The 12,744-nt window shown below is 71.5% G+C and carries 11 protein-coding genes; 3 read left to right on the top strand and 8 right to left on the bottom strand.

All coding sequences use genetic code 11. From position 1 onward, the window contains the following. Positions 1 to 54: 54 nt before the first annotated feature. The 3 genes from ABZ441_RS19170 to ABZ441_RS19180 form a co-directional block, all read right to left on the bottom strand. Positions 55 to 399: a hypothetical protein gene (locus ABZ441_RS19170; protein ID WP_358975230.1), complete on the bottom strand. Its 345-nt coding sequence runs from the start codon at positions 397 to 399 to the stop codon at positions 55 to 57. A gap of 161 nt (positions 400 to 560) precedes the next feature. Continuing rightward, positions 561 to 962 (bottom strand): RidA family protein, encoded by a 402-nt coding sequence (locus ABZ441_RS19175; RefSeq protein WP_358975233.1) that lies wholly within the window; start codon positions 960 to 962, stop codon positions 561 to 563. Then, on the bottom strand, positions 959 to 2,092 hold the full coding sequence (locus ABZ441_RS19180; RefSeq protein WP_358975236.1) for an acyl-CoA dehydrogenase family protein: 1,134 nt from the start codon (positions 2,090 to 2,092) through the stop codon (positions 959 to 961). Before ABZ441_RS19180 ends, ABZ441_RS19175 begins: the two co-directional genes overlap by 4 nt. A 91-nt stretch (positions 2,093 to 2,183) precedes the next feature. Here ABZ441_RS19180 and ABZ441_RS19185 point away from each other — a divergent pair, with 91 nt between their 5' ends. After that, the gene (locus ABZ441_RS19185) at positions 2,184 to 3,803 is read left to right on the top strand and encodes an AMP-binding protein (RefSeq protein ID WP_358975239.1); all 1,620 of its coding nucleotides are present in this window, start codon (positions 2,184 to 2,186) and stop codon (positions 3,801 to 3,803) included. A gap of 4 nt (positions 3,804 to 3,807) precedes the next feature. Next, positions 3,808 to 4,629, top strand: a complete 822-nt coding sequence (locus ABZ441_RS19190; protein ID WP_358975242.1) for a PaaX family transcriptional regulator C-terminal domain-containing protein — start codon at positions 3,808 to 3,810, stop codon at positions 4,627 to 4,629. Positions 4,630 to 4,691: 62 nt separating this feature from the next. Here the strand turns inward: ABZ441_RS19190 and ABZ441_RS19195 are convergent, their stop codons facing one another. Then, a complete protein-coding gene (locus ABZ441_RS19195; protein WP_358975244.1) occupies positions 4,692 to 6,986 on the bottom strand; it encodes a bifunctional salicylyl-CoA 5-hydroxylase/oxidoreductase in 2,295 nt (764 codons plus the stop codon). A gap of 4 nt (positions 6,987 to 6,990) precedes the next feature. Continuing rightward, positions 6,991 to 7,818 carry an enoyl-CoA hydratase family protein gene (locus ABZ441_RS19200; protein ID WP_358975247.1) on the bottom strand — a complete coding sequence of 276 codons (828 nt, stop codon included), beginning with the start codon at positions 7,816 to 7,818 and terminating at the stop codon, positions 6,991 to 6,993. 289 nt (positions 7,819 to 8,107) lie between these two features. Between ABZ441_RS19200 and ABZ441_RS19205 the strand changes: the two genes are divergently transcribed. Next, on the top strand, positions 8,108 to 8,557 hold the full coding sequence (locus tag ABZ441_RS19205) for an ATP-binding protein (protein ID WP_358975250.1): 450 nt from the start codon (positions 8,108 to 8,110) through the stop codon (positions 8,555 to 8,557). Here the strand turns inward: ABZ441_RS19205 and ABZ441_RS19210 are convergent. From ABZ441_RS19210 to ABZ441_RS19220, 3 genes are all read right to left on the bottom strand, one after another. Beyond that, positions 8,514 to 9,980, bottom strand: a complete 1,467-nt coding sequence (locus tag ABZ441_RS19210) for an amino acid permease (protein WP_358975252.1) — start codon at positions 9,978 to 9,980, stop codon at positions 8,514 to 8,516. The two genes, ABZ441_RS19205 and ABZ441_RS19210, sit on opposite strands and share 44 nt — an antisense overlap. A gap of 176 nt (positions 9,981 to 10,156) precedes the next feature. Next, positions 10,157 to 11,173, bottom strand: a complete 1,017-nt coding sequence (gene argF, locus ABZ441_RS19215; protein ID WP_358975255.1) for an ornithine carbamoyltransferase — start codon at positions 11,171 to 11,173, stop codon at positions 10,157 to 10,159. 253 nt (positions 11,174 to 11,426) lie between these two features. Then, positions 11,427 to 12,659: an arginine deiminase gene (locus tag ABZ441_RS19220; RefSeq protein ID WP_358975258.1), complete on the bottom strand. Its 1,233-nt coding sequence runs from the start codon at positions 12,657 to 12,659 to the stop codon at positions 11,427 to 11,429. Between the last annotated feature and the right edge of the window lie 85 nt (positions 12,660 to 12,744).

The following is a 12,744-nucleotide window of genomic DNA, read 5'->3' on the forward strand; positions in this document are numbered from 1 at the left end:
GACGGGTGTTCCGGAACAAAGGCCACCGAATAGTGATATATCGCCTGACTCGGTTCACCCGTCCGGCGCGCCGCGCGGTGGGCGGTCCGCTGGTTCCGGTTCGCGGTGGTCATGGTCGGCACTCGTCCCGCAGTGGTCACAGAACGGCGCCTGCCCTGTTCGCCCGTGGTCACACGGCATGACATGGGGGCTTTCCGGCAGGGCGGCCCCGTGCAGCCTTCCCCCGCGCAGCACCCGGTCGGCGTTCAGGGGCAGATGCAGCGGTTCGTCCGGCAGTTCGTCGGGCAGCCCGTGGACGCCTTCACCGGCGCGCGGATGACCGCACGCCTCGTCGCACACCGTGAAGCCCTCTCCGTCGGGCGACGTGTCCACGATGTGCGGAGGCGGTCCACCTGCCATGCCGTCGCCTCCCTGCGTGCGTGCGTTCCATGCGTAGGGCGGAACATGCGCCTGCACCCATAGCCTCACTCCGCAGCGCGCACACCGCTACCCGGGCACGACAGGCATATCCGGCACTTCGGCGGCCGGACGTGCGCACCGCGTGTGACGGAGGGGCCGTGTCAGTCCAGGACGGCGATGCCGTCTAGCTCGACCATGGCCTGCTCGTCCCAGAGCCTGACCGCCCCGACGACGGCCATGGCCGGGTACTCGCGTCCCGCCATCCTCCGCCAGACGGCGCCCAGTTCGGAGGCGTGCGCACGGTAGTCGGCCACATCGGTGGCGTACACGGTGACCCTGGCCAGGGCCGTCGGGGCGCCGCCCGCCGCGCGCAGGGCCGTGAGCAGGTTGCCCAGGGCCGTCTCGAACTGCTCCGGCAGGGTGTCACCGACGACCTTCCCGTCGCCGTCCAGCGCGGTCTGGCCGGCGAGGAAGACCAGCCTGCCGCCGGCGGCCGTGACGGCGTGCGAGAAGCCGGTGGGCGGGGCGAGTTCGGCGGGGTTGATCCGGCTGATCGGATTCATGCGGACGTCTCCTGTGTCGCGTACAGCTCCTTGGCGATGATGGTGCGCTGCACCTCGGTGGCGCCCTCGTAGATCCGGGGCGCGCGGACCTCCCGGTAGAGGTGCTCCAGCAGATGCCCCCGTTCCAGGGCGCGGGCGCCGTGCAACTGGACGGCCGCGTCGACGACGTACTGCGCGGTCTCGGTGGCGTACAGCTTGGCCATCGCGGCGCGCCGGGGCACGCCCGGCTCACCCGCGTCGTGGGCGGCTGCGGCCGCGTACACCAGGAGCCGGGCGGCCTCGGTGCGGGTGGCCATCTCGGCCACCTGGTGCGAGACGGCCTGCAGGTCCTTGAGCGGGGCCCCGAAGGCGGTGCGGTGCGCCGTGTGCTCCAGGGTGGCGTCGAGCGCGGCGCGCGCCATGCCGACGGCGAAGGCTCCGACGCTCGGCCGGAAGAGGTTCAGGGTGTCCATGGCGACCCGGAACCCTCCGCCGGGTTCGCCGAGCACGTCCTCGGCGGTCACCGGCACCTCGTCGAAGTCGAGCGCTCCGACGGGGTGCGGGGAGAGCATGTCCAGCGCCCTTCCGGTGAGCCCCGGGCGGTCGGCGGGGACGAGGAACGCGGTGACGCCGCGCGCGCCGTGGTCTTCGCCCGTCCGGGCGAAGACGGTGTAGAAGTCGGCTTCCGGGGCGTTGGAGATCCAGCACTTCTCCCCTGTGAGCCGCCAGCCGTTCCCGTCGTGCGCGGGCCGTGCGGCGAGGGCGAGCGCGGCCGCGTCGGATCCGGCGCCCGGCTCGCTGAGCGCGAAGGCGGCGACGGCGCGTCCCGCGCGCACCTCGGGGAGCCAGCGTGCGCGCTGGGCGTCGGTGCCGGCCCGGCGTACCGGACCGGCCCCGAGGCCCTGGAGCGCAAGGGCGGTCTCCGCCTCGGTGCAGCCGCGCGCCAGCGATTCGCGCAGCAGGCAGAGATCGAGCGCGCCCGACCCGAAGAGCCGGTCCAGGAGCCCCAGCCCGCCGAGGGCGGCGACGAGAGGGCGGTTGACGTGGCCGGGCTCACCCTTCTCCGCGAGGGGGCGCAGCTCGTCGCGGGCGAGGTTGTACAGCTCGTCGCACCAGGCGGTTCGACCGGGATCGAGGGAGAATGCCGTCATACCGGCGCCTCTCTTGTCACGACTTATCGCGGACCGTTGACTACCGTCACCCAAACGATACGCTCCAATGGCGACAAGGGGGCGATGCTTCATGAAGCCGTCAGATACCGCGAGCGCGCACACCGACACCTTCGCGCACGACCATCTCCCGCCCGCCGAGGACCGGCCCGAGCTGGTCTTCGACCTCCCCGAACTGGCCTACCCGCACCGGCTGAACTGCGGATACGAGCTGCTCGACCGCACGGCGGACCGGCTCGGCCCGGGCCGCCCCGCCTTCCTCAGCGGGGACGGCGGCGTATGGAGCTACGGAGAGCTTCGGGACCGGGTGGACCGGATCGCCCAGGTGCTGACCCACGATCTGGGCGTAGTCCCCGGCAACCGCGTGCTGCTGCGCGGCCCCACCACGCCCTGGCTCGCGGCCTGCTGGCTCGCCGTCATGAAGGCCGGCGCGATCGCCGTGACGGTGCTGGACCGACAGCGGGCGTCGGAGCTCGCCACGATCTGCTCCATCGCCCGCGTCGGCCACGCCCTGTGCGACGTCAGGTCGGCCGACGACCTGGCCGGGGCCCAGGTGCCCGGGCTGCGTGTCACGACGTACGGGGGCGACTCCGCCGACGACCTGACCGTACGGGCCGCCGCCCGGCCGGGTCCCTACCCGGCGGTGGACACCGCCGCCGACGACATCGCCCTCATCGCGTTCACCTCGGGCACCACCGGCCGGCCCAAGGGCTGCATGCACGCCCACCGCGACGTGCTGGCCGTCGCCGACACCTTCGCCCGGCACGTCCTGCGGCCGGGCCCCGACGACGTGTTCACGGGCAGTCCGCCGCTCGGCTTCACCTTCGGGCTCGGCGGGCTGGTGATCTTCCCGCTGCGGGCCGGCGCCTCCGCCCTGCTGCTGGAACAGGCCGGCCCCAAGCAACTGCTGCCCGCACTCGCCGCCCACCGGGTCTCCGTCCTGTTCACCGCGCCGACCGCGTACCGCGTGATGCTCGACGCGCTCGACGGCCACGACCTGTCCGCGCTGCGCCGCTGCGTCTCGGCCGGGGAGAACCTGCCTGCCGCGACCTGGCGGTCCTGGTACGAGCGGACGGGGCTGCGCATCATCAACGGCATCGGGGCCACCGAACTGCTGCACATCTTCATCTCCGCCGCCGACGAGGCCATCCGCCCCGGCACCACCGGCGTCCCGGTGCCCGGCTGGCAGGCGCGTGTGGTGGACGCGGAGGGCGAGGAACTCCCCGACGGCGAACCCGGGCTGCTGGCCGTGCGCGGCCCGGTCGGCTGCCGGTATCTCGCCGACGAACGGCAGCGGGTGTATGTACGCCACGGCTGGAACATCACCGGCGACACCTACGTCCGTGAGCCCGACGGCTACTTCCGCTACGTCGCCCGCGCCGACGACATGATCATTTCCGCCGGGTACAACATCGCGGGCCCGGAGGTCGAGGAGGCGCTCCTGCGCCATCCCGACGTGGCCGAGGCCGCCGTGGTGGGCCGGGCGGACGATCTGCGCGGACAGGTCGTCGCCGCGTACGTCGTGCCGCGCGAGGACGCGCTGCTGTCGGCCGACGACCTGCGGACGCACATGAAGGCCGAGCTGGCACCGCACAAGTGCCCCCGCGCCTTCACCTTCCTGCCCGCACTCCCGAGGACCGCGACGGGAAAGCTCCAGCGCTTCCTGCTGCGGGACCCCGGCGCCTTAGAGTGATCACGTGGCCGAGCACACCCCGCGTTCCCTGATCGTCAGCCTCTACGGCGCCTACGGCCGTCAGCCCGGCAACGCCCCGCTGGCGGTCTCCGAGCTGATCCGGCTGCTGCACGCGGTGGGGGTCGACGCCCCGTCCGTGCGCTCGTCCGTCTCCCGCCTCAAGCGCCGTGGGCTGCTCGTCCCCGCCCGTACCGCGGACGGGGCGGCCGGGTACTCCCTGTCGTCCGACGCCCGTCAGCTTCTGGACGACGGCGACCGGCGGATCTACCGGCGTCCGGTGCCCCGGACCGGCGACGGCTGGGTGCTCGCCGTCTTCTCCGTACCCGAGGCCGAGCGCCACAAGCGGCACCTGCTGCGCTCACGCCTCGGACGGCTCGGATTCGGCACGGCGGCGCCCGGTGTGTGGATCGCCCCCGCCGGGCTGTACGAGGAGACGCGGCACACTCTGGAGCGCCTCGGACTCGCCCCGTACGTCGACCTGTTCCGCGGTGAGCACCTCGGCTTCGCCGCGACGGAGGAGGCCGTGGCGCGCTGGTGGGACCTGGACGCGATCGCCCGGCTCCACCTCGACTTCCTGGATCAGCAGGAGCCGGTCCTGCGGTCCTGGGAGGCAGCGGCCGGCGGGGGCACGCCGAACCCGGAGGAGGCCTACCGGGACTACCTCCGCGCCCTCGACTCCTGGCGGCGACTTCCGTACGCCGACCCGGGGCTGCCCGGCGAGCTGCTGCCGAAGAACTGGCCGGGCGGGCGCTCGGCGGAGGTGTTCGGGCTGCTGCACGGGCGGCTGCGGGACGTGGGGGCCGACTTCGTCCGGGCCGGCGCCTGAGCCGACCTCCTCCCTCCCCTGCCGGTGCCGGTGCCGGTGTCGCTGCCGCGGGTGCCTGACGCTCAGTCGAGGGTGAGCCGGGGCTTGGGGCCGTCGGTGCGGCCCGTCGGCGGAGTGCGGCTGCCCGCGCGGTACGGGAGCGGCCAGGAGACTCCGGGCCCCGCGTAGCCCTGATCGGCCGCCGCGTGCAGCGTCCAGTGCGGGTCGTAGAGGTGCGGGCGGGCCAGGGCGCAGAGGTCGGCACGGCCGGCGAGCAGCAGCGAGTTGACGTCGTCCCAGGAGGAGATGGCGCCGACGGCGATGACGGGCACGTCCAGCGCGTTGCGGATCCGGTCGGCGTACGGGGTCTGGTAGGAGCGGCCGTATTCGGGGCGTTCCTCCGCGACGACCTGCCCGGTGGAGACGTCGATGGCGTCCGCGCCGTGGGCGGCGAAGGCGCGGGCGACCGCCACGGCGTCCTCGTCGCTCGTGCCGCCCCGTGCCCAGTCCGTGGCGGAGATCCGTACGGTCATGGGCCGGTCCTCGGGCCATGCGGCGCGGACCGCGTCGAAGACCTCCAGAGGGAAGCGGAGCCGGTTCTCCAGGGGCCCGCCGTAGGCGTCGGTGCGCAGGTTGGTGAGCGGGGAGAGGAAGCCGGAGAGCAGATAGCCGTGGGCACAGTGCAGTTCGAGGAGGTCGAATCCGCAGTGTGCCGCCCGGCGGGCCGCCTCGGTGAACCGGTCCCGGACCCTGTCCATCCCGGCTCGGTCCAGCTCCTGCGGGATCTGGTTGACGCCGTGCGCGTACGGGAGGGGGGAGGCGGCGCTGACCGGCCAGTTGCCGTCGTCCAGCGGCTGGTCGGTGCGGCCCGGCGTCTCCCACATCCGCCGGGTCGAGCCCTTGCGGCCGGAGTGGCCGAGCTGGACGCCGATCGCGGTGCCGGGGGCGGCCTCGTGGACGAAGCGTGTGATCCTGGTCCACGCCTCGGCCTGTTCACCGGTCCACAGACCGGTGCAGCCGGGGGTGATGCGGCCCTCGGGGCTGACGCAGACCATCTCGGTCATCACGAGACCGGCTCCGCCGAGCGCGCGGGCGCCGAGGTGGACGAGGTGGAAGTCGCCGGGCATCCCGTCGACGGCGGAGTACATGTCCATGGGCGAGACGACGACACGGTTGCGGAGTTCGAGGCCGCGCAGACGCAGCGGGGTGAACATGGGCGGGGTGCCGGGCGGGCACCCGAACTCCTCCTCGACCGCCCCCGTGAAGCCGGAATCGCGCAGCCGCAGGTTGTCGTGGGTGACGCGGCGGCTGCGGGTAAGGAGGTTGAAGGCGAACCGCCGGGGCGGCTGGCCGACGTAGGTCGGGAGTTCCTCGAACCAGCGCAGGCTGGCCGCGGCGGCGCGCTGGGTGGACAGGACGACGGGGCGGCGCTCGGCCTCGTAGGCGGCGAGGGCGGTGGGCAGGTCCGGCTGTTCCTCGAGGCAGGCCGCCAGGGCGAGGGCGTCCTCGACGGCGAGCTTGGTGCCGGAGCCGATGGAGAAGTGGGCGGTGTGGGCGGCGTCGCCGATGAGGACCGTACCGCCGTGCGACCAGTGCGCGTTGCTCACGGTGGCGAAGGTGAGCCAGGAGGACTTGTTGGAGCGCAGCGGCCGGCCGCGCAGTGCCTCGGCGAAGACCTCGGCGCAGCGCTCGGCGGACTCCGCGGTGTCGCAGGTGTCGAGGCCGGCCGCCCGCCAGACCTCTTCGCGCATCTCGACGATGACGGTGGAGGCGTCGGCCGCGAAGGGATAGGCGTGCAGCTGCATCACGCCGAACCCGGTCTCGGCGATCTCGAAGCGGAAGGCGTCGAAAGCGAAGTCGGCGGCGAGCCAGATGTAGCGGTTGCGGTGGTCGGTGACCGTGGGGCGGAAGTGACGGGCATGGGCCTGGCGGGTGGCGCTGTGCACTCCGTCGGCTGCGACGACCAGGTCGTGGCGGGCGGCGAGCTCCTCGGCGGGCGGCGCCTCGGTCCGGAAGCGGAGCCGTACCCCGAGGGACGCGCAGCGCTCGTGCAGGATCCGGAGCAGCGTACGGCGGCCCAGCGCTGCGAAGCCATGGCCGCCGGAGGTCTGGGTGGCACCCCGGTGCACGACGTCGATGGTGTCCCAGCGGACGAACGCGTCGCTCAACGCCCGGTGGACGACGGGGTCGGCGTCCTCGATGCCGCCGAGCGTCTCGTCGGAGAGAACCACGCCGAAGCCGAAGGTGTCGTCGGGGGCGTTCCGCTCCCACACGGTGATCTCGCGGCCGGGGCGCAGCCGCTTGAGGAGGGCGGCGGCGTACAGCCCGCCGGGTCCTCCTCCGATGACCGCGATCCGCCCCGTGTCCGAGGAGGGCATCGCGCTACCTGCCCCGCCACTTCGGCGGGCGCTTCTCGGTGAATGCGGCGTGGAATTCGGCGTAGTCCTCACCGTTCATCAGGAGTGCCTGGGTGGCGGCGTCCATCTCCACGGACGCGGCGAGAGGCATGTCGAGCTCGGCGGTGAGCAGTGCCTTCGTCTGTGCGAGGGCGAGGGCGGGTCCGTCGGCCAGCCGTCGGGCCAGGGCGGCGGCGCGGGTGCCTGCCTCCCCCTCACCGGTCAGCTCGCTGATCAGTCCGATGCGCTCGGCCTCGGGGGCACGGACGGGTTCGCCGAGCATGAGTATGCGGGTGGCGTGGCCGAGGCCGACGACGCGGGGCAGGAGATAGGCGGCGCCCATGTCACCGCCGGACAGACCGACGGCGGTGAAGAGGAAGGCGAAGCGAGCGGAGGGGGCGGCGACCCGGAAGTCCGCGGCCAGGGCGAGGACCGCCCCGGCGCCCGCGGCCACTCCGTGGACGGCGGCGATCACGGGGAAAGGGCACTCCCGGAGGGCCCGTACGACCTGTCCGGTCATCCGGTTGAAGTCCAGGAGCTGCGCGGTGTCCATCGCGAGCGTGGCGCCGATGATCTCGTCGACGTCACCACCGGAGCAGAACCCGCGCCCCTCACCGGCGAGCACGAGCGCCCGTACGGAGCGTTCGCGGGACAGCTCGGCGAGAAGGTCACGCAGGTCGGCGTAGGCGCCGAAGGTGAGTGCGTTGAGCTTGTCGGGGCGGGCGAGGGTGACGGTGGCGACTCCGTCGTCGATGGCCAGGTGCAGATGCTCCCAGCGCTCCGTGCGCGGGGCGGAGCCGGTGAACGGGCTCATGGAAGGGTCCCCTCCAGCCGTCGGGCTGCTGCTGATGCACTCCCGAAGCTATCACCGATCTGTGACTTCCGTCATGAATGCGCGACAGCGCGACGGTCCTCTGTGGCGAAGGTCCCCTTTGTGCCGGTCGGTCGCCCCTATGTCTGGGGCGTCGCGCTTCGTATGGTTGACCGCAGGAAGTCCTGATACGGACCCCGTACCCTCCGGTGACGGAGGAAGCGGTCCCGGGCAGCCGCCCGGGACGAAGGCCCTCCGCAGGATGTCTCGCTCCCGAACGGAAACCGCCGCCTTGCCGTCCGACGTCCCCGCGCCCCCACCCTCGTCCTGGCGTGTCGCCCTGCCGCACTCGACTGCCGCGGTGCCGATCGCCCGCGCCCTCATCCGTACGGCACTGGCGGATCTCGACGCACCCGCGGACAGCGACACCGCCGAGTTGCTGACCGCCGAACTGGTCGCCAACGCCGTGGAGCACACCGACGGATCGGGGCCCATCGAGCTGGTGGTCGAGCTTCTGGCGTCCGGCTGCCAGGTGGAGGTCCACGACCACGACCCGGGGCCGCCCGGCGATCTGTCCCGCCTGCTCCCCGGCAGCGCGGCGGACCCCTGGCAGGAACACGGCCGCGGGCTGCTCCTGATACGCGCCCTCAGCTCCGCCTGCGGTCACCGCCCCACCGCTCACGGGAAGGCGGTCTGGTTCACCCTTCGGTCGAGCCCGACGACGCCCGGTCCGGTGGGCTGACGAGCCGGGAGCGGCTGCGGCCGTACCCCGCGTACACCAGGGCTCCCACCGCCAGGAAGACCAGGAACTGCACCCAGGTCGTCCAGCCGGTCCCGTACATCAGGTAGAGGCAGAAGCCGACGCCCAGGAGCGGGCTGACGGGGTACAGCGGCACCCGGAAGGAACGCTTCAGCTCCGGATTGCGGCGGCGCAGTGCGATCACCGCCACGTTGACCACCGCCATGATGGCGAGCGTGCCGATGGTCGTCAGGTTCACGACGACGTCGAGGGACGAGAACGCGGCGGGTACGGCGAAGACGACGGCCACGATCCACGTGTTGGCGACCGGCGTGCGGGTCTTCGGCGAAACCCGCTCGAAGACCCGGGGGATCAGCCCGTCGCGGGACATGGACATGAGGATCCGGGTCTGGCCGTACATCACCGCGAGGACGACGGACGCGATGGCGACGACCGCGCCGAAGGCGATGATCCCGCCGCCGACGCTCGACCCGGTGACCTTGTCGACGACCAGCGAGAGCGCGGCCGGCTTGTCACCCACGGCGTCCGCGCCGAGCGCGCCGATGGCGCCGAGCGCGACCGCGCAGTAGAGCAGCGTGACCACGCCGATGCAGATCATGATGGCGATCGGGATGTTCCGGCGGGGATTCTTGACCTCCTCGCCCGCGGTGGTGATGGCGTCGAAGCCGATGTACGAGAAGAACGCCACCGACGCACCGGCGGTGACCCCGGCCATGCCGTGGGAGGCGAACGGGGAGAGGTGTCCGTCCTCGAACGCGGTGAAGGCGATCGCGCAGAACGCGATGAGGATGCCGATCTTCAGCACCGCCATCGCCGCGGTGGCCCGAGCGCTCTCCCTGATGCCGCGCACCAACAGGGTGGCCGCCATCATGACCACGACGACCGCGGGCAGGTTGATCACGCCGCCGTCACCTGGCCCCGAGGAGAGCGCCGCGGGCAGGTTCCAGCCGACGAGGCTGTCCAGCAGTTCGTTGACGTACTGGCTCCAGCCGACCGCGACGGCGGAGACCGAGACGCCGTACTCGAGGAGCAGGCACCAGCCGACCAGGAACGCGACCCGCTCCCCCAGCGTGGCGTAGGCGAAGGAGTAGGAGCTTCCGGAGACCGGGATGGCACCGCCGAGCTCGGCGAAGGAGAAAGCGGTGAAGATACAGGTGACGGCGGCCAGGACGAACGAGACCACCACGGCGGGGCCCGCCTCGGCGACGCTGTCGGACAGCCCGACGAAGATCCCGGTGCCGACGATCGCTCCGACTCCGAAGCACACGAGCTGGAACAGCCCCATGGTGCGCCTGAGGCCGTGCCCTTCCAGGTCGGCTCCGGACTCGGCGAGCAGCAGGTCGGGGCTCTTGATGCGCGCGCCGGTCCTGCGTGAGGGGCTCGGCGGGGTGGCGGTACTACTCATGGGGGGACGGATTCTCTTCTCTGGCGGTGCGGGGGACGAGCCTGTGGGGGGCTCGCATCCGGTCATGCGCTGCGGACCGCTGCACATGAAAAGGGGTCCGGGCGCACGAGCCCGAACCCCACCAAGTCACACCATCGTAGCCAATTATGCGTATGTTCACCCAATCAGGCGCATGGTCATGCGGCCTGCGCGTCGCCGGCCAGCGTCGCGACGAGGACCGCCTTGATCGTGTGCATCCGGTTCTCGGCCTCGTCGAAGACGACGGAGTGCGGGGACTCGAAGACCTCGTCGGTGACCTCCAGCGACGACAGGCCGTGCCGCTCGTGGATCTCCCTGGCCACCTTCGTACCGAGGTCGTGGAAGGCCGGGAGGCAGTGCAGGAACTTCACGTCGTCGTTGCCGGTGGCGCGCAGGACGTCCATGGTCACGGCGTACGGCGCGAGGGAGGCGATGCGCTCGTCCCACACCTCCTTGGGCTCACCCATCGAGACCCAGACGTCGGTGACGACGAAGTCGGCGTCCCGCACCCCTTCGGCCACGTCCTCGGTGAGGGTGATGCGGGCACCGCTGGACCCGGCGAGCTCGCGCGCCCGGTCCACGACCTCCTGCGCCGGCCAGTAGGCGGTGGGCGCGACGATCCGCACGTCCATGCCCAGCAGGGCTCCGGTCACCAGGTAGGAGTTGCCCATGTTGAAGCGGGCGTCGCCCAGGTAGGCGAAGGTGATCTCCTGCAGGGGCTTGGCACTGTGCTCGGTCATCGTGAGGACGTCGGCGAGCATCTGGGTGGGGTGCCAGTCATCGGTGAGTCCGTTGTAGACGGGCACACCGCCGCACGCCGCCATCTCCTCGACGGCCTGCTGACTGTCGCCCCGGTACTCAATGGCGTCGAACATGCGACCGAGCACTCGGGCGGTGTCCCTCACCGACTCCTTGTGTCCGATCTGGGAGCCGGAGGGGTCGAGGTACGTCGTGGAGGCACCCTGGTCGGCGGCGGCCACCTCGAAGGCGCAGCGGGTGCGCGTCGAGGTCTTCTCGAAGATCAGCGCGATGTTCCTACCGCGCAGCCGCTGCACCTCGGCACCGGCCTTCTTGGCGGCCTTGAGCTCGGCGGACAGGGCGACCAGGCCGCGGAACTCCTCGGCCGTGAAGTCCAGCTCCTTGAGGAAATGGCGGCCTGCGAGGTCTATGGCCATGGTGACTTCTCCTGGGTCGAGCTGCGGGCGTACGGACAACTGTCCTGGAAGTCTATACGAGGCACTGTATTGCTATACAGAGGTATGGGTGGACGGGAGCGCAGGTGGGAACGGATGAGGGCCACGCGCTCAGGCAGAGCGGCCGAGATTCGTGCGGAGAAGGTCCAGCAGGTTGCCGTGCGCGCATTCGATCATGCGGAGTGTCTGCCGCAGCGCGCCGTCGGGACCTCTCCCGGCAGCCGTCCCACCCGCCTCACACCGCATCACGCACCACGGGGCAGCTCATGCAGCGCGGACCGCCCCGGCCCCGGCCCAGCTCGCTGCCCCTGATCTCGATGACCTCGATGCCCTCTTCGCGCAGGTACGTGTTGGTCGTGGCGTTGCGCTCGTACGCGACGACCACACCGGGCTCCACGGCCAGCACGTTGCAGCCGTCGTCCCACTGTTCCCGCTCGGCGGCGTGCACGTCCTGGGTAGCGGTGAGGACCCGGATCGTGTCGAGGCCGAGTGCGGCGGCGATCGCCCGGTGCATGTGCTCGGGCGGATGGTCGGTGACCTTCAGTTCACGTGGGCCGGCACCGGGCTCGATCGTGTAGGAGCGGAGCATGCCGAGTCCGCCGTACTTGGTGAACGTGTCCCCGTCGATCATCGTCATCACGGTGTCGAGGTGCATGAAAGCCCGGCGCTTGGGCATGTCGAGCGCCACGATCGTCCGGGCCGACCCGGCGTCGAAGAGCCCTCGGGCCAGCATCTCGACGGCCTGAGGGGTGGTGCGTTCACTCATCCCGATCAGCACGGCACCCCGGCCGATGACGAGGACGTCGCCCCCCTCGATGGTGGACGGATAGTCGTCCTGGCCCTCCGACCAGTGGTGGAAGACACCCGCCTCGGGTCCGGTGAACAGGGGGTGGTGCCGGTAGATCGCCTCGAAGTGCACGGTCTCGCGCTGCCTGGCCGGCCAGCGCATCGCGTTGATGGACACACCGTCGTAGATCCAGGCGGAGGTGTCGCGGGTGAAGATGTGGTTGGGCAGGGGGCTGAGCAGGAAGTCGTCCAGATCCATCACATGGAAACGGACGGAGGTCGGCTCGGCGTGGCGTTCCAGGAACTCCCGCTTCGTCATCCCGCCGACCAGGGCCTCGGCGAGCTCCCCGGCGGGCAGCTCCTCGAAGGCGGCGCGCAGATGCTCGGTGGCAAGGGGGCCGTACTCCTTCTCGTCGAAGACCCGGTCCAGGACGAGCCGCCTCGCCACCGGGATGTCGAGGGACTCCCGGAGCAGCTCGCCGAAGAAGTGCACCTCCACACCGCGGTCACGGAGCACGTCGGCGAAACCGTCGTGCTCCTCCCTCGCCCGGCGCACCCACAGGACGTCGTCGAACAGCAGCGCGTCCTTGTTGCTGGGTGTGAGCCGCTTCAGCTCCAGATCGGGGCGGTGCAGGATGACGCGGCGCAGCCGCCCGGCCTCGGAATCGACATGGAATCCCATGTCCTCATCCTCACCACGCGGAGCACCGTTCACCCTGCGAACCGCCACCTGATTCCGGCCCGGCGGGCGGGATTCCGCGGAACCC

The sequence above is a fragment of the Streptomyces sp. NPDC005752 genome (genome assembly GCF_040630715.1).
In the GTDB taxonomy this organism is placed as follows: Bacteria; Actinomycetota; Actinomycetes; order Streptomycetales; family Streptomycetaceae; genus Streptomyces.

What these genes read in the sequence shown, in the direction of transcription:
- ABZ441_RS19220 (WP_358975258.1), bottom strand. Translation starts at nt 12,659, where the DNA reads ATGGGATTCCATGTCGATTCCGAGGCCGGGCGGCTGCGCCGCGTCATC.
- ABZ441_RS19185 (WP_358975239.1), top strand. Translation starts at nt 2,184, where the DNA reads ATGAAGCCGTCAGATACCGCGAGCGCGCACACCGACACCTTCGCGCAC.
- ABZ441_RS19200 (WP_358975247.1), bottom strand. Translation starts at nt 7,818, where the DNA reads ATGAGCCCGTTCACCGGCTCCGCCCCGCGCACGGAGCGCTGGGAGCAT.
- argF (WP_358975255.1), bottom strand. Translation starts at nt 11,173, where the DNA reads ATGGCCATAGACCTCGCAGGCCGCCATTTCCTCAAGGAGCTGGACTTC.
- ABZ441_RS19175 (WP_358975233.1), bottom strand. Translation starts at nt 962, where the DNA reads ATGAATCCGATCAGCCGGATCAACCCCGCCGAACTCGCCCCGCCCACC.
- ABZ441_RS19170 (WP_358975230.1), bottom strand. Translation starts at nt 399, where the DNA reads ATGGCAGGTGGACCGCCTCCGCACATCGTGGACACGTCGCCCGACGGA.
- ABZ441_RS19180 (WP_358975236.1), bottom strand. Translation starts at nt 2,092, where the DNA reads ATGACGGCATTCTCCCTCGATCCCGGTCGAACCGCCTGGTGCGACGAG.
- ABZ441_RS19210 (WP_358975252.1), bottom strand. Translation starts at nt 9,980, where the DNA reads ATGAGTAGTACCGCCACCCCGCCGAGCCCCTCACGCAGGACCGGCGCG.
- ABZ441_RS19195 (WP_358975244.1), bottom strand. Translation starts at nt 6,986, where the DNA reads ATGCCCTCCTCGGACACGGGGCGGATCGCGGTCATCGGAGGAGGACCC.